Source organism: Sphaerisporangium sp. NPDC005288 (assembly GCF_040607475.1).
Taxonomy (GTDB): Bacteria; Actinomycetota; Actinomycetes; order Streptosporangiales; family Streptosporangiaceae; genus Sphaerisporangium; species Sphaerisporangium rhizosphaerae.
Genome location: NZ_JBEXGT010000023.1, coordinates 119,193 through 139,596, shown reverse-complemented (window position 1 = coordinate 139,596; position 20,404 = coordinate 119,193). Strand labels below are relative to the sequence as shown.

At 72.5% G+C, this 20,404-nt stretch carries 16 protein-coding genes and 1 pseudogene; 9 read left to right on the top strand and 8 right to left on the bottom strand.

Annotated elements, in window-relative coordinates:
• The 4 genes and pseudogenes from ABZU32_RS22590 to ABZU32_RS22575 form a co-directional block, all read right to left on the bottom strand.
• Window positions 1-1,226: pseudogene (locus ABZU32_RS22590) on the bottom strand (hypothetical protein); the annotation flags it as partial.
• A gap of 290 nt (window positions 1,227-1,516) precedes the next feature.
• Window positions 1,517-2,620, bottom strand: a complete 1,104-nt coding sequence (locus ABZU32_RS22585) for a saccharopine dehydrogenase NADP-binding domain-containing protein (RefSeq protein WP_354844268.1) — start codon at window positions 2,618-2,620, stop codon at window positions 1,517-1,519.
• Window positions 2,621-2,706: 86 nt separating this feature from the next.
• Window positions 2,707-3,531 carry an FxLYD domain-containing protein gene (locus ABZU32_RS22580; RefSeq protein ID WP_354844266.1) on the bottom strand — a complete coding sequence of 275 codons (825 nt, stop codon included), beginning with the start codon at window positions 3,529-3,531 and terminating at the stop codon, window positions 2,707-2,709.
• 184 nt (window positions 3,532-3,715) lie between these two features.
• Window positions 3,716-5,326 carry an ATP-binding cassette domain-containing protein gene (locus ABZU32_RS22575; protein WP_354924780.1) on the bottom strand — a complete coding sequence of 537 codons (1,611 nt, stop codon included), beginning with the start codon at window positions 5,324-5,326 and terminating at the stop codon, window positions 3,716-3,718.
• 168 nt (window positions 5,327-5,494) lie between these two features.
• Between ABZU32_RS22575 and ABZU32_RS22570 the strand changes: the two genes are divergently transcribed.
• Window positions 5,495-6,733 (top strand): MFS transporter, encoded by a 1,239-nt coding sequence (locus ABZU32_RS22570; protein WP_354924788.1) that lies wholly within the window; start codon window positions 5,495-5,497, stop codon window positions 6,731-6,733.
• Here ABZU32_RS22570 and ABZU32_RS22565 read toward each other — a convergent pair.
• Window positions 6,723-8,186 carry a multicopper oxidase domain-containing protein gene (locus tag ABZU32_RS22565; RefSeq protein WP_354924778.1) on the bottom strand — a complete coding sequence of 488 codons (1,464 nt, stop codon included), beginning with the start codon at window positions 8,184-8,186 and terminating at the stop codon, window positions 6,723-6,725. The genes ABZU32_RS22570 and ABZU32_RS22565 overlap by 11 nt on opposite strands.
• A 344-nt stretch (window positions 8,187-8,530) precedes the next feature.
• Here ABZU32_RS22565 and ABZU32_RS22560 point away from each other — a divergent pair, with 344 nt between their 5' ends.
• Window positions 8,531-9,016 (top strand): MSMEG_6728 family protein, encoded by a 486-nt coding sequence (locus tag ABZU32_RS22560; protein WP_354844260.1) that lies wholly within the window; start codon window positions 8,531-8,533, stop codon window positions 9,014-9,016.
• A 257-nt stretch (window positions 9,017-9,273) separates the two neighbouring features.
• Window positions 9,274-10,674, top strand: coding sequence for a glycoside hydrolase family 6 protein (locus ABZU32_RS22555; protein ID WP_354924776.1), 1,401 nt, complete (start codon window positions 9,274-9,276; stop codon window positions 10,672-10,674).
• A 166-nt stretch (window positions 10,675-10,840) separates the two neighbouring features.
• Here the strand turns inward: ABZU32_RS22555 and ABZU32_RS22550 are convergent, their stop codons facing one another.
• Both ABZU32_RS22550 and ABZU32_RS22545 read right to left on the bottom strand, forming a co-directional pair.
• On the bottom strand, window positions 10,841-12,049 hold the full coding sequence (locus tag ABZU32_RS22550) for a CU044_5270 family protein (protein WP_354924774.1): 1,209 nt from the start codon (window positions 12,047-12,049) through the stop codon (window positions 10,841-10,843).
• Window positions 12,046-12,573 (bottom strand): sigma-70 family RNA polymerase sigma factor, encoded by a 528-nt coding sequence (locus tag ABZU32_RS22545; RefSeq protein WP_354924772.1) that lies wholly within the window; start codon window positions 12,571-12,573, stop codon window positions 12,046-12,048. Before ABZU32_RS22545 ends, ABZU32_RS22550 begins: the two co-directional genes overlap by 4 nt.
• Before the next feature lie 291 nt (window positions 12,574-12,864).
• Between ABZU32_RS22545 and ABZU32_RS22540 the strand changes: the two genes are divergently transcribed.
• Entirely contained in the window at window positions 12,865-13,602 is a 738-nt protein-coding gene (locus tag ABZU32_RS22540; RefSeq protein WP_354924770.1) for an SDR family NAD(P)-dependent oxidoreductase, read from the top strand.
• A 25-nt stretch (window positions 13,603-13,627) separates the two neighbouring features.
• On the opposite strand, the gene ABZU32_RS22535 is transcribed toward ABZU32_RS22540, so the two are convergent.
• Window positions 13,628-14,458: an alpha/beta hydrolase gene (locus ABZU32_RS22535; protein ID WP_354844247.1), complete on the bottom strand. Its 831-nt coding sequence runs from the start codon at window positions 14,456-14,458 to the stop codon at window positions 13,628-13,630.
• A 299-nt stretch (window positions 14,459-14,757) separates the two neighbouring features.
• On the opposite strand from ABZU32_RS22535, the gene ABZU32_RS22530 reads away from it, so the two are divergent.
• The 5 genes from ABZU32_RS22530 (at window position 14,758) to ABZU32_RS22510 (ending at window position 20,391) form a co-directional block, all read left to right on the top strand.
• Window positions 14,758-16,737, top strand: a complete 1,980-nt coding sequence (locus ABZU32_RS22530; protein ID WP_354924768.1) for an FHA domain-containing protein — start codon at window positions 14,758-14,760, stop codon at window positions 16,735-16,737.
• A 189-nt stretch (window positions 16,738-16,926) separates the two neighbouring features.
• Window positions 16,927-18,171: an MFS transporter gene (locus ABZU32_RS22525; RefSeq protein ID WP_354924766.1), complete on the top strand. Its 1,245-nt coding sequence runs from the start codon at window positions 16,927-16,929 to the stop codon at window positions 18,169-18,171.
• 39 nt (window positions 18,172-18,210) lie between these two features.
• Window positions 18,211-19,005, top strand: a complete 795-nt coding sequence (locus tag ABZU32_RS22520; RefSeq protein WP_354924764.1) for a methyltransferase domain-containing protein — start codon at window positions 18,211-18,213, stop codon at window positions 19,003-19,005.
• A gap of 109 nt (window positions 19,006-19,114) precedes the next feature.
• Complete coding sequence (locus ABZU32_RS22515; protein ID WP_354924762.1) at window positions 19,115-19,969, top strand: ArsR family transcriptional regulator; 855 nt, start codon at window positions 19,115-19,117, stop codon at window positions 19,967-19,969.
• Complete coding sequence (locus tag ABZU32_RS22510; RefSeq protein ID WP_354924760.1) at window positions 19,966-20,391, top strand: VOC family protein; 426 nt, start codon at window positions 19,966-19,968, stop codon at window positions 20,389-20,391. Before ABZU32_RS22515 ends, ABZU32_RS22510 begins: the two co-directional genes overlap by 4 nt.
• The last annotated feature ends 13 nt before the right edge of the window (window positions 20,392-20,404 follow it).

Here is a 20,404-nt window from a genome sequence, read left to right as displayed (position 1 = left end):
GGGGGGGGCGGCGGGGGGGGGGGGGGGGGCGAGGACGGCCGCGGCGGCCGGGGGGCGCGCGTGGTCGGCGAGGCCGGGGAGGAGACGCGCGGCGGGGCGAAGGCGGCGGCCGTGGGCCCGATGGCCATGACCGGCGCCACCGGCAGGACCACGGACCGCCCGGGCGGGGCGGAGGAGGCGCCTGCGGCGATGGGCGTGAGCGAGGTGTGCGGCCGCGTGGAGGCGCCCGGCGAGGCGGGGACGGAGGAGGACGCGTCCGGAGCGGGGAGAGCGACGAAGCCTGTGCTCACGGCCGGGCCTTCGGCGTCACGCACCGCGCCGACCAGCGCGGCGGCGGCTACGACGATCGCCAGCGCCGCCACAGCGCCCGCAACCAGCGCAGGCGCCCGCCGAACCCTTCTGGTCTCGTGGACGGGAAACCCGGCGGGGTCGAGCAGGCCGGTGCGGCGGGCGACCAACCGGCGGTAGGGCACGAGCTCGGGATCGATGAAGCAGCTCATCACGCGCACGCGCAGCGTCTCGGGCAGTTCGGGGAGGGGCAGCAGGTTGAACACCTTGGCGGCCGAGACCTGGCGCTCGCGGTGGGGGGCGCAGACCGTGCAGTGATCGATGTGCTCCAGCAGCAGCTCGCGCGTCCGCTGGTCGAGCTCGCCGGTGAAGCCGTCCAGGATGTGCGCCCTGCCGTCGCAGTCGGGCGAGGCGTTGCGCGTGAGGATCTCGGTGGTGACGAGATCTTGCAGGCGGTGGCAGGCGGACTGGTGGAGCTGCTCTGCGTGCTCGGCCGTGGTGCCGAGCACGGCGGCGAGCTCGTCCTCGGGGATGCCGTGCCGGGTGAGCAGGTCGAGGACCTCCCGCTCGTCCTCGGGCAGGGCGGCGACGGCGTTCACGGCGACCAGCCGGAGATCGCCGTCCGCGCCGCCGGGAGCCGCCCGCGCGGCCTCGGTCTCGTCGCCGGCCTCCATCGCCCGCAGTGCCGACCGCCTGCGCACGCACTCACCCCGCGCCAGCGCGTAGAGCCAGACGCGCAGCCGCCCGGGGTCGGCCAGGGCGTGGACGTGGGCCTCCGCCGCGATCAGCGTGTCGCGCAGCGCGACCTGGGCGCTGTCGGGGCCTTCGAGCAGTGTCCGGGCGTATCTGTAGATGCTCTCGGCATAGGTGTCGTAGAGGGCAGCGAGGGCCCCAGGATCGCGGGCGCGGAGCGCCTCGACCAGGACGCTGTCATTCATGTCACCGACAGTAAAGGCTTGGTAACTGCTCGCTCCACCGTTTCCCGGACAATGACCTGCCTTGTATTAATACCGTAATGAACACCGGCAAGATTGTCCGGGACTCCTGGCCGACGATATGCGCATCAAATTCGACAAATCACCATTAGATGGCCAGCGCGGCGATGAGCTGGGCAGATGTTCGCCGCAGCGAGGTGACCCCGCGGCACCGGACACCCTTTCATCACCTTATGACGGGTGATTTCCGGCGCGACCGAAAGACGCGTCGGGGATTCCAGGGACACGCCCGTTCAGGTCGCCGCCCGCATCCCCGCCTCCTCGCAGCCGCGGGCGAGGGCGTCCAGGCCGAACGCCTCCGCCGGTCCCACCGCTCCACAGGCGCCCACGCCCCCCGTGGCCGCGGTGACGGCCGCCCACGCCAGCACGCGCGCGGTGAAGTCGTACGGGTCGCCGCCGTGCAGCTCGACCTCGGCCAGCCGCCTGCCGCTGACGTCGTAGGCCTCGGCGACGATCTGCGAGGTGATCCCCTCGCCGCCCGGGACCGCCGCGCCGTGGCCCCCCGACCGGACGATCCGGTCGGCGGCCGCCTCGGTGACCCGCTTGGCGCCCGGGATCGCCGCGATGAACGGCGTCGCCTTGGACAGCACGCCCGCGGCCCTGGTCAGGCCGCCGAGCCACCCGAGATAGACGTTGACCTCCCGCAGCCCCGAATGCGTGCGAGGCAGGGCGAAGTGCTCGGAGGCGCCCACCGACAGCGCGTGCCTGTCCCGGCCGTCCACGGTGAACAGGCGGGTGCGCCCGTGCTCGCGCAGGATGCGGCCGTCACGGAAGCCGTACATCGGCTCCAGGACCATGCCGAGGGCCGAGGCCCGCGTCCCCGCGCTCGCCCGGCGGGCCATGTTGCCGCGGACGAAGTACCCGACGTCGACCCGGACCGCTTCCGGGCCCGCCTTGCGCAACGCGAGCTCGGCCGCGAGGTTGCCCGGCACGTAGTCGTACCCGAAGGCCGTGAGCAGCGTGGCGCCCGACGCGGCCGCGGCCGGCCCGTACCGCTGGAAGATCCGCCGGATGAACGTCGGCTCTCCCGTGGAGTCCAGGTAGACGCCGCCCGCCTCGATGGCGGCCTCCACGGCGGGCTCGCCCCACCGCGCGAACGGCCCCACGGTCGAGATCAGCACCGTCCCCGGCTCGATGATGCGCCGCAGCGTCGCGGGCCGGTTCACGTCGGCGACCGCTGTGGGCAGTTCCACCGGCAAGGACGAGGCCAGTGCCGCCAGACGCCGCGGGTCACGTCCGGCCAGGACCGGGTGGGCGCCGCCGGCGAGCAGGGCCTCGGCCGTGAGCCGGCCGGTGAACCCGGTGGCGCCGAAAAGGACTATCCGGGGGGATGTCATGTAAGTACCGTAACCCGCCGGTGATTTCAAGATCCATAGTGCGGCCGGGCGTCCGTCGCCGGGGACGGGTCCCGCCAGCCCGGCGCTCACGGCCGTCGGTCGACCGGCATCGCCTGGTATCCGCGATCCCTGGTGAAGGGCGGGGTCCGCGGACGGACGGTGCTCGCCGGGACGGCGCCGCTCAGGGCCAGCTCCTCGTAGGGCCTGCCGCTCGACCCCCACGTGCGGGCGGTGATGTCGGTGCTCGCCACCGCGCCGGCCCCGTTGAGGCTGTCCACGGTGAGCACGAACCGGCGGGGGGCGCCCGCGTGCACGTCGTCCACGTACGTGCTGGCGCCGCCGACCAGCTTGCCCGCCCTGTCGCGCAGGAGCGCGGTCACCACCAGGCTGGTCGCGGCCTTCGCGTACGGGTTGGCGACCGCGCCGGTCACCAGGTAGGAGCCGTTGCCGAGCTTCTCGGTGCCGGCCGAGGAGATCGGGAACGGCACGTACGCCGACGGCACGCGCGTGGCCCGCCGCCAGACGGCCGGCTTGTAGGTGAGCTTGACGTCGACGGGCCGGGCCGAGGCCGTGGCCTGGCCGGTGAACTTCAGCGCCCCCGACGGCGGCACGGCGTCCAGAGGCTGCTCCATGCGCACGACCTCCTTGCCGGCGGCGTCGCGGCCCACCACCGTCGCGGCGACGTTCTCGCCGAAGTACCAGCGGTTCGGGTTGGCGACGACGCCCGCCCACGTCACCACATAGCCACCCGCCCCCTGGGTGACCGACGACGTCTGCTCCTTGATCACGAGTGGCTTGAGCCGGGGCCCCTCGGGCCCGCGCTCGTCGCCGCCGCACCCGCCGAGCGGCGCGGCCGCCGCCAGGACGAGTGCCAGTGCGAGTGCTGTCGTGTGTCGACTACGCTGGGTCACAAGGCCGTCATAGCCCGGCCAGTCGGGCGCGACTCCTCCGACACGCGCAAGCCGCACCAAATCTTTACGACCCGGCCACCCCGCCCACGCCTCAGCACCCGCGCCCGCCCCGGCCCGCGCCACAGCGCACGCACACCGCGATGGCCCACGCCTCAGCGTTCGTGGACCCGCGATGGCCCGCGCCTCAGCGCTCGCGGACCACCCTGGCCTCGTCCCAGACCGGCTCCGGCGCCTCGTACACCCGGCCGTCGGCGCCGAAGACCAGGAAGCGGTCGAAGTCGGCGGCGAACCACCGGTCGTGCGTCACGGCTATCACCGTGCCGTCGAAGTGGCCGAGCCCTTCCTGCAGCGCCTCCGCGCTCGCCAGGTCGAGGTTGTCGGTCGGCTCGTCCAGCAGCAGGAGCGTCGCGCCCGACAGCTCCAGCAGCAGGATCTGCAGGCGGGCCTGCTGACCGCCCGACAGCGTCTCGAAGCGCTGCTCGGCGACGCCGCCGGCCAGCTCGTAGCGCGCCAGCGCCTTCATCGCCTCGTTCTTGAGCCTGGCGTGCTCGCTCATGACGATCTCGCAGGGCGTGCGCCCGCGCAGCTCGGGCCGGGCGTGCGTCTGGGCGAAGTGCCCAGGGACGACCCGCGCGCCCAGCCTGGCGACGCCGCTGTGCCCGACGTCGTCGCCGCCGAGCAGGCGCAGGAAGTGCGACTTGCCCGAGCCGTTCGAGCCGAGCACGGCGACGCGCTCGCCGTACCAGACCTCCAGGTCGAAGGGGCGCATGAGGCCGGTCAGCTCAAGCCCTTCGCAGATCACCGCCCGCTTGCCGGTGCGCCCGCCGCGCAGGCGCATGCTGATGAACTGGTCCTTGGGCGCGACCTCGGGCGGCCCGGCCTCCTCGAACCGCCGCAGGCGCGTCTGGGCCGCGTGGTAGGCCGGGGCCATGCCGTCGTTGTACATGGCCTTCTGCTTGAGCATCGCGACCAGGCGCTTGATCTTGGCGTGCTCCTCGTCCCAGCGGCGGCGCAGCTCGTCCAGGCGCTCGTTGCGCTCTTTGCGGGCGGCGGCGTAGGTGGCGAAGCCCCCGCCGTGGATCCACACGCTGCCCGACTCGACGGTGACGATGCGGTCGGCGGCGTTGGCCAGGAGCTGGCGGTCGTGCGAGACGAGCAGGACGGTCTTGGGCGTTTCCCTGAGCGCCTGTTCGAGCCACAGCTTGCCCGGCACGTCGAGGTAGTTGTCCGGCTCGTCCAGCAGGAGCACCTGGTCGGGCCCGCGCAGCAGGGCCTCCAGCACCAGGCGCTTCTGCTCGCCGCCGGACAGCGTGTTGACCTCGCGGTACTTGACGTTGTCGTACGGGGCGCCGAGCGCGGCCATCGTGCAGGTGTCCCACAGGACCTCGATGTCGTACCCGCCGGCGTCGGTGAAGTCGGTGATGGCCTGGGCGTAGCGCATCTGCGTCTTCTCGTCGTCGCGCTCCATCATGGCCAGCTCGGTCTCGTTGAGCCGGTGCGCGGCCTCGCGCACGCGCTCGGGGGCCACCGACAGCAGCAGATCCTGGACCGTGCGGCCGTCGCGGATGCCGCCGATGAACTGGCGCATGACGCCGAGGCCGCCGGAGGAGGCGACGCTGCCCTCGACCGGCCGCACATCGCCGGCGATGAGCCGCATCAGCGTCGTCTTGCCCGCCCCGTTCGGCCCGACCAGGGCCGCCTTGACCCCCTCGCCGACGCGGAAGGACACCTCGTTCAGCAACGGGCGTCCGTCCGGCAGCACGTACGTCAGACGGCCGACCTCTACATGCGCCACGACGACCTCCCCAGCCTTCACCGCGGAGAGTATCCAGCGCGGGCCCGCCGGCGCACCTTCATTTCCCGCCGCCCGAATATCACTTCCGCCGGGCCCGCGCACGCGCGTATGGTCAGAATCATGAAGTGGCGACATTGATCCTCACCTGAGAACCGTCTTGCGGGAACGCTGTACGCCTACGCGTTCCTGGGCGATTTCGTCCTTCTCTATCCGGTGTACGCCCTGCTGTTCGCGGCCACCGGGCTGTCCACGGCCGAGATCTCCTCGCTGTTCGTGGTGTGGGCGCTCACCTCAATCCTGGTCGAGGTGCCGTCCGGAGTGTGGGCGGACGCCTACTCCCGAAAGCGGCTGCTGGCCCTGGCCCCGCTCGTCACCGCCGCCGGCTACGCCGCGTGGACGTTCTTCCCGTCCTACGGCTCCTTCGCGCTCGGCTTCGTGCTGTGGGGCGCCGGCGGGGCGATCAGGTCGGGCACGCTGCAGGCGCTGGTGTACGAGGAGCTGGCCGCCCTGGGCCGGGCCGGTTCGTACGCGCGGCTGACCGGCCGCGCCGAGGCGATCGGCATGATCGCCGGCATGGCGGCGACCGGCCTGGCGACCCCGGTGATGGCCGCGGGCGGCTACCTCGCGGTGGGCGTCGCGAGCGTGGCGGCCCTCCTGCTCGGCGCGCTCGTCGCGCGCCGCTTTCCCGAGTCCCGCGCCGCACCGGGCCCGGGCTCCTCCCCCGCCGCGGACGACCCCGGGGCCATACCCGCGACCGAGCCCGGCGCGGTTTCCGCGGTCGAGCCGAGCGGACCGTCCGAGGACGGGTCCGGCGCCAGGTCCGGGCACGAGGAGGGTCTTCGCGCGGTGTTGCGCGCCGGCCTCGCCGAGGTGCGCCACACGCCTCCGGTCAGGAGCGCCATGGTGCTCGTCGTGGTGCTCATGGGCGTGTACTCGCTCGACGAGTACCTCCCGCTGCTGGCCGGGGCGACCGGAGCCGGCGACGCCGCCGTGCCGCTGCTCGTGCTGCCGGTCACGGCGGCGACCGCGCTCGGCGGGTGGTTCGCCGGGCGCGGCACGCGCTGGGCGGCGCCGGCGCTGGCCGTCGCCGCCGTGGCGCTCGCGGCCGGCGCCCTCAGCGGCCGTCCCGCCGGCATGGCGCTCGTCGCCGCCGCCTACGGGGTCTTCCAGTGGAGCATGACCGCCGCCGAGACCCGCCTGCAAGAACACCTCACCGACCGGTCCAGGGCGACGGTGACCTCGATCGCGGGCCTCGGCGCCGACCTGGTGACCACGCCGGTGTACGCCCTGTACGGCCTGGGGTCCACCTGGCTCGGCCCCGGCCCGCTGTTCGCCCTGGCGGCCGTGGTCTACGTGCTCATCGCCCTGGGCCTGTGGCTGGGCGGCCGGCGCCCCGCTAAGGAATGATCTCCATCTGGGCCATCATCCCGATCGAGGAGTGCTCCAGGTAGTGGCAGTGGTACACGTACCGCCCGACGTAGTCGGTGAAGGTGGCCTGGACGCGCACCGACCCGTTCGCGGGCAGGTGCACCGTGTCCTTCAGCCCGGCGTCCTGCGGCAGCGGCGCCGCCCCGTTGCGGTCGAGCACCCGGAACTGCACCAGGTGCATGTGGAAGGTGTGGTCGACGCCGATGGTGTCGGCGTTGCTGACTCGCCAGATCTCGGTGGAGCCCCGCTTGATCTGGAAGTCGACGCGGTTGGGGTCGAAAGGCTGGTTGTTGACCATGCCGATGGGGTCGGTCCCGGTCAGGTCGAAGCTCATCGCCACGTCCCGCACGACCGTCGCCGCGGGCAGGGCGGGCAGCGGGCGCAGCGTGCCGGGCAGGCGGCTGTCGTCGGTCGCCGTCCGGGTCACGTCGAAGCGCAGCACCGGCGTGGAGCCGTTGGACAGCACGAGCTGCGAGCCGACCGGGTAGCGCGCGAAGTCGATCACGATCTCGGCGCGCTCGGCCGAGGCGAGCACCAGCTCGGTCAGCGGCACCGGAGCGGGCAGCAGGCCGCCGTCCGATGCGATCTTCACCATCTCGCGGCCGCCCAGGTTGAGCTGGAAGACGTGCTCGTTGGAGGCGTTGAGCAGCCGGAACCGGTACTTGCGCGCGGCGACGGGGAAGTACGGCTGGATCGCGCCGTTGGCGAGGATGGTGGTGCGGTTGGCCGGGTCGTCGAAGAAGAGCAGCTCGCCGTTCTGCTCGAACTCGACGTCGCGCAGCATGATCGGCACGTCGTACGCGCCGGAGGGCAGGCGCAGCGACCGCTCGGCCTCGTCCTCGATCAGGTAGAACCCGTGCAGCCCGCGGAAGACGTGCTCGGCCTCGGTGCCGTGGCTGTGGTCGTGGTACCACAGCGTCGCGCCCTGCTGGGTGTTGGGATAGTCGTACAGCCGCGCCTCGCCGGGCTGGATGAGGTCCATCGGGTGGCCGTCGCTGGTCGCGGGCACGTGGCCGCCGTGCAGGTGCACGTTCGCGGGCGCGTCCAGCCGGTTGCCGTACACGATCTTGACGGGACGTCCCGTCTTGGCGCGGATGGTCGGGCCGACGAACTGGCCGCCGTAGGTGAGCACCGGGGTCTGCACCCCGGGAATGATCTCGGCCACGGCGGGCTTGATGACCACCTTGTAGACGTCGGCGGAGCTGGTCGACTGCGCCGGCTGGAGCACCTGCGGCACCGGCATCCGCACCGAGAACGGGCTGACGGACGGGGTGAGGGCCTTGGCGGTCCCCCGGGCGCCGAAGCGGCGCGCCTTGACGGCGGGCGCCTTGACGTCGTTCGCGCCCGCCCCGGTCAGGCCGGTGAACGGGAGCAGCATCACCCCGCCCACGGTCGTGGCACCGGCCGCGATCAATCGTCGTCGGTTCAGCATCGGTTCCCCAATCGCTGCGCGTCCGGGGCGGCCCCTGTGAACCGCCGCATCACCCCCGGTGAGACATTCGCCCACCAAGAACGTGCCATCTGCGGCTATCGGCGTGCTTCCTCCAAATTGCTCGTCCTGGCGGCCCGACGGAACGTCAACCCGGCGGTGAAGCCGGGGAACGCGGCGACGGCCCGCCGGGGCGGGCTTCGTAGGATGGAGAACGACGGCCGCGCACGGGCTTCGCAGGACGGAGAACGACGGCCGCACACGAGCTTCGCAGGACGGAGAACAGCGGCCGCACACGGGCTCGCAGGACGGAGAACGGGCTTCGCCGGAACGCCCGGAGGGCGGCGATGCAGACCTTCCTTCCCTATCCCGACTTCACCGCCACGGCGCGGGTGCTGGACCCGCGCCGGCTCGGCAAGCAGCGGGTCGAGGCGCTCCAGGTGCTGCGCGCGCTCACCGTGCGCGGGTACGGCTGGCGCCACCATCCCGTCGTGCGCATGTGGGCCGGCTATGAGGAGGCCCTGGTCGCCTACGGCGTCGCCGTGTGCCATGAGTGGTGCTCCCTGGGCCGGGCCGACACCTGCCTGGGCACGATGACCCGTGAGCTGGCCGAGCACTGCGCCGTCGCCGCGCCGCGGCCGCAGTCGCTGCTGGGCGGGGCCGACGAGCTGCCGCCGTGGCTGGGGGACCGCGCCCTGCACCTGAGTCACCGCTCGGCGCTGCTGCGCAAGGCCCCGGAGTTCTACCGGCCGATCTTCGGCGACGAGCCCGACGACCTTCCTTATGTCTGGCCCGCCTCCGACCGGCTCCCGGCCTGCCTTCCCCCGGAGTGACCTGGCTTCCGCCGGAGTGACTGGTCTCCGCCGGAGTGACCTGGCGCGAACGGAGCGGGATGTGCCCCCATCACTCCCCGCGCAGGGCGGTTGTGCTGAAAGTTTCAGCTCCTCCACCGGCTTCGGAGGCGTTCTTCCTGCGGGTATGGGGGCGGGAGGCCGCCCGCGCCATATGGGGCCTTCTGGGAGGGGCACGCGGCTACCTACCATCCGGACAAAGCGGTGGGAGCGCTCCCACCTTAGACGGGAGTTATCGCATGGCTCGCAGAAAGACCCTGTGGACGACCGTCCTGGGCGCGGCCACCACGGTCGCGGCCGGGGCGGTCGTCCTCGCCTCACCCCCCGCCCAGGCCGCCGACTCCGCCTTCTACGTCGACCCGCAGACCAACGCCGCCAAATGGGTGGCCGCCAATCCCAATGACAGCAAGACCGCGGTGATCAGGGACCGCATCGCCGCCGTCCCGCAGGGCCGCTGGTTCGCCAGCTACAACCCCAGCACCGTGCGGAGCCAGGTCGACGCCTACGTCGGCGCCGCCGCCTCGGCGGGCAAGATCCCGATCGTGGTCGTGTACGAGATGCCGAACCGCGACTGCGGCGGCGCCAGCGCGGGCGGCGCGCCCGACCACTCCTCCTACCGGGCCTGGATCGACCAGGTCGCGGCCGGCCTCGGCGGGCGCCCGGCGACGATCATCCTGGAACCCGACGCCCTGGCGATCATGCCCAACTGCATGAACTCCTCGCAGCAGGCCGAGGTCCAGGCGTCCATGGCCTACGCCGGCAAGAAGTTCAGGGCCACCTCCTCGCAGGTCAAGGTGTACTTCGACATCGGCCACGACGCATGGCTGTCGCCCTCCGAGGCCGCCAACCGGCTGAGGGGCGCCGACGTCGCCAACAGCGCCAACGGCATCGCCCTCAACACCTCCAACTACCGGGCGACCTCGGGCCTGGTGTCCTACGCCAAGAACATCATCTCGGCGACCGGCGTCTCGGGGCTGAAGGCCGTCATCGACACCAGCCGCAACGGCAACGGGCCGGCGGGCAGCGAGTGGTGCGACCCGGGCGGGCGTGCCACCGGCACCTGGAGCACGACCAACACCGGCGACTCCGCGATCGACGCCTATCTGTGGACCAAGCCGCCGGGCGAGTCGGACGGCTGCATCGCCCCCGCGGGGCAGTTCGTGCCGCAGCGGGCCTACGACCTGGCCATCGCCGCGCCGCCGCCCACCAACACCCCGACGCCGACCCCGACGCGGACTCCCACTCCCACGCCCACTCCGACTCCGACCCCCACGCCGACGCCGACGCCGACGCCGACCCCGACTCCCACTCCCACCCCGACCCCGACTCCCACCCCGCAGCCCGGAGGATGCTCGGCGGCCTACAAGCTGACCAACAGCTGGTCGGGCGGCTTCCAGGGTGAGGTGACGGTGACGGCGGGCAGCGCCTCCATCAGCGGCTGGCGGGTCCAGTGGACCTTCTCCGGCGGCCAGTCGATCACGCAGGTGTGGAACGGCACCCTGTCGGCGAGCGGCGCCAACGTCAGCGTCACCAACGCGAGCTACAACGGCAGTCTGGGGGCCGGCGGGAACACCAACTTCGGCTTCCTGGCCAACGGCAACGCCTCGGGCACGCCTTCCCTGACCTGCACCGCCTCCTGAACCCGGGCGGGCCCCGGCCCGTCCCGTGAACCGCCGAGCCTCTGCGCACCGCCCGCCGCGCAGAGGCTCGGTCACGTCCTGGGCCGGGCGGGCCCGGGACCCCGTCCGCGGGAGAATCGGACGGCGCCTACGTCCACCAGGCGGACCGCCCTTCCGTGAGCCCCCGTCAGGAGGCGCTGGGCCGGCCGGGGGTGTCGTAGTGGTCCGGCTTCACCGGCTTGTCGTCGGTCCATCCGGCCTTGGTGATGGCGTGCCACCAGGTGGCGGTGCCGGGCTCGGCCCAGGCGTAGGCGCCGCCGGGGTGGACGGCGACGATCTGGTCGGTCAGCAGGACCCCCGTCGCGGGGTCGATGATGATCTGCCGCTCGAAGTCGCCGCCCGACCAGCTCTCGGCCCGCGCGATGCCCTGGCCCTCGCGGCCCAGCGCGTCGGTGACCTCGCCCAGCGACCGGACGCCGCCCAGTCCGGCGAGCACCTTGTACGCCGCCGCCCGCACGGCGGGCTTCACCGGCATGTCGCTGAGCAGGCCGGAGGTGACCTGGTAGAGCCAGGAGTCGGCGTCCATCTTGTCCCCGGACTCGGTGCCGTGACCGGCGTAGCCCTGGAGCAGGCGCCGCTTCAGCGCGTCCGCGGTCGTGGGCAGTGCCTGCAGTTCGGCCACCGACACGTTGCGGCCGGCCAGGTCGGCGACCTTGTCCCCGACGTTGATGGGGTTGCCGAACGGCCTGCCCGGCTCGCTGTCGAGCTCAAGGCGCTTGGAGGCGGGCCTGTCGCCCTTCTTGGGGACGGGCATCTCGACCGTCCACCTGGCCGGCGAGCCGTCCCGTTTCCACGCCTCCTCCGCGCCCGGCGCGGGCCGGGTGCCGAGGTCCTGGCTGACCCACCAGCTCGTGCCCCGCGGCGAGCGTGCCGTCCACGTGCGGTCCCGGCTGGTGCTGTGCACGATGTACCGGACGGCGTCGCCGGCCTCGTAGGCGCTGCCGCCCTGGGACTCGACGTACCAGTACGCCCCGGTCGTGGCCGGGGCCTTCAGCGACGACTCGGCCGCGGCGAGCAGCACCTGCTCGGCCGACAGCCGGACGACCGGCCCGCCGGTCGAGGTCGAGGGAGCGGGCAGGGCGAGGCTCGGCGCCGGCGCGGAGCCGCCGGTGCCCGCCACGGCGACGGCGACGGCCGTGGCGGCGGCCGCGGCGGCCAAACCGCCCAGGACCCACGCCGGCCTGCCGTCACGTGCCCGGCGCGTCCGGCCGGCCGCACGCCGCGGCGCGGGCCCCGCCATGGCGGCGGAGAGCTCGGCGGCCCGGGTGCGCGCGTCCACCGGCGCGTCGTCGAGGTGCGCCGGGCGCGCCGCCCGCAGCTGATCCATCGGGTTCATGACCACTCCTCACTGAGATTGCGCACCCGGGTGGGACGGTGGGGCGCCGGCGCCGTCCTCATCGCCTGGACCAGCCGCTTGCGGGCCCGGTGCAGCCGCACGCGGTAGGTCGCCTGCGAGCATCCGACGACCCGCGCCGCGTCGCGCGGGGGCAGGCCGTGCCACGCCACGAGGATCAGCAGCTCGCGATCCTCCTCGGTCAGGGAGGTCATCGCCTTCAGGACGGCCAGCCGCTCGGTCACCTGCTCGGCGGGGTCCTCCTCGGTCCAGGCGCGCAGCTCGGCGGCGAGCGACTCGCGCCTGATCTCGGCGCGGATGTTGTCGCGCAGCACGTTGCGGGCGACGACCAGCAGCCACGGCAGCGCGGGTTCCGGCATGTCGCCGAACCTGCGCCAGGCGATGGCGAAGGTCTCGCTCACCACCTCGTCCGCGACCTGCCGGCCTGCCTGGCCGACCACGTAGGCCCATACGCGCTGGCGGCACTGGTCGTACATGGTGGTGAACCGCTGGGCGTCATCCGTCACCGCCCGCCCCCTTCGTCCCGGGTGTTCGTTCCGACACGAGGTAGTGGGCCGAGCCCGCCGAGTGTTACAAAAAACCTCAAATCCCCCGAAGTCTCCCGACGCTACCAACCGCCGCCCCGTGCCAGGGATGACTTGTCCCTGGATACGGACGACATGGATCCGCCCGGCCGCAGCCGTCAGTGTGGAAGACGCCGGAAATCGCGCGGTCCGGCCGGCGGGAGCGAGGCCGAGGCCACCCCGTCGCGCCCGCGCCGCACCGGCGTCATCCACACGAGGGGGAAGGAAACAGCGATGAGTGATTCGCTTCATGGGAAGGTCGTCCTGGTCACGGGGGCCTCGTCGGGCATCGGCGAGGCGACCGCGCTGGCGCTGTCCAAGGCCGGCGCCCGGCTGGCGGTGGGCGCGCGGCGGGCCGATCGGCTGGCCGACCTCGCCGGACGCGCGCCCGGCGAGGTGCTGACGCTCGACCTGGACGTCGCCGACGAGGCCTCCTGCCGCGCGGCGGTGGCGGCGGCCGTCGAGCACTACGGCGCGCTCGACGGGCTGGTGAACAACGCCGGGGTCATGCTGAGCGGCCCGATCGCCGGCGCCGACACCTCCGAGTGGACCACGATGGTGCGCACCAACCTGCTCGGCACGATGTTCACCACGCACGCCGCGCTGCCTCACCTGCTGCGCAGCAAGGGCACCGTCGTGCAGATCTCCTCGACGTCGGGCCGGGTGGCCTCCGCCGGCGGGGGCGTCTACTCGGCGACCAAGTTCGGCGTGAACGCCTTCTCCGAGGCGTTGCGCCAGGAGGTCACCGCCCAGGGGGTGCGCGTGGTCGTGGTCGAGCCGGGTTTCGTCGCCACCGAGCTGACCAGCCACATCAGCGACCCCACGATGCGGGCCATGGCACGGCGAATGGCGGACTCCATGCGCACGCTGCGGCCCGAGGACGTGGCGGGCGCGGTGCTGTACGCCCTGGCCCAGCCCGGCCACGTGGCCGTCAACGAGATCCTGGTCCGCCCCACCGACCAGACGGTGTGACCGCCGCGGGGCGCGCCACCCCGCCTCAGGAACCGGTCTCGCCCTTGATGAAGTCCAGCAGGTCGGCGTTGAGCCGGTCCTTGTGGGTGACGAAGATGCCGTGGCCGCCCGTGGGGTACTCCTTGTAGGCGCAGCCCGGCACCAGCGCGGCGGTGCGGCGTCCGGTCACCTCCACCCGCGCCGACTGGTCGGCGGCGCCGTGCACCACCAGCGCCGGCACGGTGATCGCCCGCAGCGCCGCCCGGTGGTCGGCGCGGAAGCTCGCGCGCCAGATCTGCACGGTCGCCATCGGGGAGGTGGCCAGACAGCGCTGGACGCCGAGGCCGACCAGGGCCGGGGAGACGTCGTTGCCGAGGTGGGTGGCGAAGAACCCCTGGGCCCGGTCGTGGAACCACTTGGGCCGGTCGGTGAGGAACTGCCCGACCGCCGCCTCGGACAGCTCCTCGGGAGCGCCCTCGGGATTGTCCTCGGTCCGCATCAGGAACGGCAGGACGGCCGAGACGAACGCGACCCTCGCCACCCGCTCCTCGCCGTGGCGGGCCAGATAGCGGGCGACCTCCGCGCCGCCGGTCGAATGGCCCACGAGCGTCACCTCGCGCAGGTCGAGGTACTCGATGAGCGCGGCGAGGTCGTCGGCGAGGGTGTCCAGGTCGTACCCGCCCGAGGGCCGGTCGGAGCGGCCGTGCCCGCGCCGGTCCAGCAGGACGCACCGGTATCCCCGCTCGACGAAGAACGGCACCTGGTACTCCCACATGTCGGCGTCCAGCGCCCAGCTCGCCGCGAACACGATGGGGGCTCCGGTGCCGTAGTCCTCATACGCCAGGCGGGTGCGGTCGGCGGTCTCGAAGAACGGCATCGTGGTCTCCTTCCGGCCTGCCGGCCGTGCGTTCGACGCGGCCTCCCGGTCCATCCGGCGGCCGATGAGGGAAGCATGGCGGCCCGGCGGGACGCCCGTCGATTACCTGGCAGGTAGCCCGCTATGGACCGTTTCCTACGGAAGCCTGGCGTGGCACGATAGGGAGTCGCCCGAGGATTTCCATAGAAATCTCGTGGTGTACCTGGTCGACCGGCACACGGAGTAGTGCACAGCGCTTCTGCGACCGATGTTCGTATCGATCGCATCAGTTCTCTGACCTATGGAAAGTGGTGCGACCCATGCCAGCTGCGATCGTCGGGCGTGAAGGTCCTCTCGCCGGTCAGCGATTCGTGATCGGCGACACCGCGATCACCTTCGGCCGCAAAGACGACAACAGCGTGGTGATCGCCAGCGGCCGGGCTTCGCGTCACCACGCGCAGGTCCTGCGGGAGAACGGCGAATACGTCGTCAAGGACCGCGGCAGCCGCAACGGAACCATGGTCAACGGCACTCCCGTCACCTCCCAGGTGCTCCACCCCGGCGACGTGATCACCATCGGCGACGAGACCTTCTCCTTCGAGGCGGCCGGCGACATGGAGACGATCATGGACGCTCCGCTGCCGGAGGCGTTCGCCCGGTCGCGGGCGCGCATCGACCCTGGCCCCGTGCTGAACGTCACGATCTCGGGCGGCGGGCCCGTGGGACTCGGTTTCGCCCTGCTCCTGGACCACCTCATGGGCCGGCGCGTGTCGGTCACCGTCTACGACGGGCGCTGGACGCAGGACGGCCCCCGCGTCGTGTGGAAGAGCGAGAAACAGGGGAACATCCGGCGGCAGCAGGTCGTGACCGTGCAGAGCCGGCAATATCTGAACCTGCCGGAACCCGTCCAGGAACGGCTGTTCACCGAGGGCGCGTACACCGAAATGTGGCCGACCGGCCCGGACTCCATTCGCGGATACGGGCCGCGCAACATCCGCATCGCCTATATCGAGGACACGCTGCTCGATATGGCGAACGACAAACCCGACCGCATCCGGCTGGTGCCCGCCAACTTCTATCCCACCGAGCACCATGAGACCGTCGTCAAGGACCACGTTCTGGCCATCTGCGAGGGCGGGCGCTCGGGAACGCGCGACTTCTTCACCAACAAGTTCGGCAACGCCGACAAATCCATTTACTCGCTGGAGGGCACCCATATCCAGGACGTCGTCCTCGGCTTACGGGTGAAGTCCGACCTGTCGGACCCGATGACCGTTCTGCTGACCGTGGCGCAGAACCGCTTCCTGCTGAACGCGCTGCGCGGCGAGGGCTTCCTCAACATGCGCCTCACCGACGAGGAGGCCAAGGAGGTCGTCGGCATCGACCCCGTGCGGCACGTGTTCACCGAGTGCATCGCCTCCCGCCCGTGCCTGATGGGACGGACAGACCAGGGCGAGTACCTCTGCTCGACCCACAGCACCCTGTTCCTGCCGGCGCTGATCAGGAGCTCGGCGCTGTGGAAGCGGGTGATGGAGGGGCTCGCGCTCTTCGGCGTCGCCGAGGAGAACCTGCGGGCCGTCACGGCGTTCCGGCTGGACATGGTGCAACGGCCGAGGTTCACCGCGCAGCTGTACTCCGCGACGTCCAGCACCCCGGGGACCTACGGCTTCCTGCTCGGGGACGCCGCCAACGCCATCCACTTCTGGCCGGGGCGCGGGCTGAACAGCGGGCTGGCGTCGGCCATCTCGCTGGCTCGCGCGCTCGACCGGGCGTGGCGCGGACGTCCCTTCCGCGACGCCGACTTCCTGCGCCACGAAGCGGCGATGTCGATGCTCCAGTACCGGCACAAGAGCCGCGCCTGGAAGGCGATGGTGACCACCGACGAGAACGGGGTCACCTGCGCGATCAAGGACAAGATCGTCGAGGGCATCGAAGAGGGGAGCGCCGGTCCGGACCGGGACGCCGACATCGAGGCGCTCATGGAGCGGCTGCGGCAGATCAGGAGCCGCCTGGCGCCGCGCATCCCCGGCATGCCCGACGACGAGACCCTGCGCGCCCACCTGGAAGGGCTCAAGGACGAGACCCTGCACACGCTGCTGGTCAGCGGCCCCTGGGAGACGCTGATCGTCGGCGGCGAGGAGGTCGACATCGACATCTTCGACCAGGACCCGCCCACCGCCCCCCAGCCGGAACCGGCCCCGGTGGCCGGCTCGGTGGCGGGCTCGGCGCGCGCCGAGGAGCTTCCCGAGCACACCAGGCTGATCTCGCGGGGACCGACCGACTCGGTCACCCCCGGCTGACCCTCCGACCTGGGCATCCGACCGCCCGTCTCCCGGTGAGCGTCCTGCCGCGATTTCCCTTTGGGATACTTAGGGGGGAATGCCGGGTAGCAGGGTTGACGTCACCCTGGTCGCGTCTTGGGGCGAGCGTCCGAATAGGCTCACTCGGGCGTGCGGTCATCCAGGGAGGTCGAGGCGAGGCCGGTGCCGGTGAGTTCACCTCGGGTGTCCCTCAAGAGCGTGGCGCCCGCGGTCTTCCTGCCCGCGCTGGTCTTCGAGACCGGGATGGGCGCGCTCACCCCCATGATCGCGCTGAGCGGGCGCGCGCTCGGCGCCTCCGTCGGCGAGGCCGGGCTGGTCCTGGCGCTGCTGGGCGTCGGGCAGATCCTGGGAGACGTGCCCGCGGGGGCCCTCGCCGCCCGGCTCGGCGACCGCAGGGCGATGCTCGTCGCGGCCGGGGTGGCGATCGTGACGCTCACGGGGTGCGCCATGGCCCGCACGGTCTGGCAGCTCGGACTGGCGGTCGCGGCCACCGGGGCGACCAACGCCGTGTTCGTCCTTGCTCGGCAGGCGTACCTCACCGAGATCATCCCCATGGCGCTCCGGGCCCGCGCCCTGTCCACTCTGGGCGGCATGAGCCGGGTCGGGGCCTTCATCGGGCCGTTCATCGGCGCCGTGGTCGTCCACGACCGGCCGGTGGGCGCCGTCTTCTGGCTCACCGTGGGGTGCACGATCGCGGCCGGGCTGATCGTCCTGCTGGTCCCCGACGTGGCGGCACCCGACGCGGACCGGGCGCGCCGTTCCCCGCCGGTCTCGGTCCGGTCGGTGGTGGCGCGGCATCACCGGGTGTTCCTCACCCTCGGCGTGGCCGTGTTCCTCGTCGGGTCGGTGCGCGCCACCAGGCAGACCGTCCTGCCCCTGTGGGCGGAGCATCTCGGCCTGAACCCCTCGATGACGAGCGTCGTGTTCGGCATCGCCGGCCTGGTGGACACCCTGACGTTCTACCCGTCCGGAATGATCATGGACCGGGCCGGCCGGCTGTGGATCGCCGTCCCGTCCATGCTCGTGCTCGGGATCACCCAGGGCCTGCTGCCGCTGACCTCCGGACCGGTGTCGCTGACCGTCGTGGCGATGCTCATGGGATTCGGCAACGGCATCGGCGCGGGCATCCTGATGACCCTCGGCGCGGACGTCGCGCCTCCGCAGGCCCGTTCGAAGTTCCTCGGCGTGTGGCGCCTGTGCGCCGACTCGGGGAGCGCCGGGGGGCCGCTCATCGTCTCGGCCGCGGCCGGGCTGGGCAGCCTGGCCGCCGGCATCACCGCGATGGGCGCGGTGGGAGTGCTCGCCGCCGGCGCCCTGCTGCGCTGGGTCCCGCGGCACTCCCCCTTCGCCACCCGGGGGACGAGGTCGACCGGCCCTGCGCCCAAGGACGCCGACCGCGCGCGAGTTCGGTGAACCGGGCCTGTTGAGGCGAGGCCCTGCCACGATTGCGGGATGTCACGAGAACGGCTGCGAGCCACCTTCGACAGCGCGGCGTCCCTGTACCAGAGGGCGCGCCCCGACTATCCGGACGAGCTGTACTCCGACCTGCGCGCGATCACGGGCATCGAGCCGCCCGCGCGCCTTCTCGAGGTCGGATGCGGCCCGGGGAAGGCCACCCCGCCGCTGGCGCGGGCCGGTTTCCCCATCACGGCGGTCGAGCTCGGCGACGCCCTCGCCGCCGAGGCGCGGCGCCGGCTGGCCGCGTTTCCCGGCGTCTCGGTGATCACCGCGTCGTTCGAGGAATGGGAACCGCCGGCCGGCGTCCGCTTCGACCTCCTCTACGCGGCCACCGCCTGGAAATGGGTCGATCCCACGGTGAAGTACGCCAAGGCGGCCGCTCTCCTGCCCTCGGGCGGCCACCTGGCCGTGTGGGACGCCCAGCACGCCTTTCCCGCGGACTTCGACCCGTTCTTCACCGAGATCCAGCGGGTGTACGACGAGATGGGGGAAGGCGACGGCTCCCCCTGGCCACCGCCGACGCCCGAGGACCAGCCCGACTCCACCGCCGAGGAGTTCGAGGCCTCGGGACACTTCAGCGTCGTCGCCACACGGCGGTACGTATGGGGCCTGCGCTACACCGCGGAGGAGTACATCTCCCTGCTGGACACCTTCTCCGGGCACATCGCCATGCGGCCGGACCGGCGCGACCACCTCTACCGCGAGATACGCGCCCGGCTGGCCGCGCGTCCGGACGGGCGGCTCACCCGCCACTGGCTGGCCGTCCTCACCGTCGGCCGGCGCCGGTGAGGTCGTCCCCGGACGCACAGGTCCGCGCGGCGACGTCCGGCCTCCTCCCCTCGGCCGCACGACCCTCGGGGACTATTCCATCAAACCGGTTTGATGTATCGTCCCGACCATGGTGCCGCAGCGTCAGCCCGTACCGCCCGCTCCGCCGTTCCTGGGACTGGTGGGTCATCCGCTGCGCTGGCGGCTGCTGGCCGAGCTCGCGCGCAGCGACCGGAAGGTCGCGGAGCTGGTGCGCCTGACCTGCCAGCCGCAGAACCTGGTCTCCTACCACCTCGGCAGGCTGCGGGCGGGCCGTCTGGTCACCGCGCGGCGCAGCAGCCTCGACGGCCGCGACAGCTACTACCACCTCGATCTGGCCCACTACGCCGAGGAGCTCGCCGCGACCGGCACGGCCCTCCACCCCGCCCTCCACCCCGGCCTCTGGCCGCGCCCCGCGCGGCACGCGACGCCCTCGACCGGCGCGCTCCTTCCGGCCGGTCCCCTGCCGCCCCCCGTACGGACCGCCACGCCCGCGGCCGGACCGCGCCGGGCCCGCCGCGCGGTGTTGTTCCTGTGCACCGGCAACAGCTCCCGGTCACCGATGGCCGAAGCCCTGCTCCGGCACCGGGCGGGCGACCGGGTCGAGGTGACCAGCGCGGGCACCCACCCCAAGCCGCTGCATCCCAACACGCTGCGCGTCATGCGCGACTACGGCATCGACCTGACGGGGCGAGGTCCCCGGCACCTCGACACGCTCGCCGACCGGAGGTTCGACCAGGTCATCAGCCTGTGCGACAAGGTACGCGAGGCATGCCCGCCCTTCCCCGGCGACCCGGTCCTCACCCACTGGAGCCTCCCGGACCCCGCGGCGGCGGCCGAGGACGAAGCGGCCGGCCATCCCGCGTTCCAGCGCACCGCCGCCGAACTGGACGCCCGCATCCGGTTCTTCCTGCCCACCCTCACCCTCGAAGGAGAAGCACAATGACGGCGACCGACACCGAACGGCTGGCACACATCCGCTACATCGTCGACGACGTGGAAGCGGCCATCGGCTTCTACACGGGGCATCTCGGCTTCACCGTGCGCGTCAACGCCGCGCCGGCCTTCGCCGACGTGGTCCGCGGCCCTCTGCGGTTGCTGCTGTCCGGCCCCGCCAGTTCAGGCGCCCGTCAGATGCCGGACGGCGCCCGGCCGGTCGCCGGCGGCTGGAACCGCATCCACCTCGTCGTGGACGACCTCGAGGCCGAGATCGACCGGCTACGCGCGGCAGGGGTTCCCTTCCGCAACACCGTCGTCAGCGGTCCCGGCGGCCGGCAGATCCTCCTCACCGACCCCGCCGGCAACCTGGTCGAACTGTTCCAGCCCGCCCCCCACCCCCGGCCGGCCACCGCCGCGCCCTCGCTGTAGCGGCCGCGCCGCC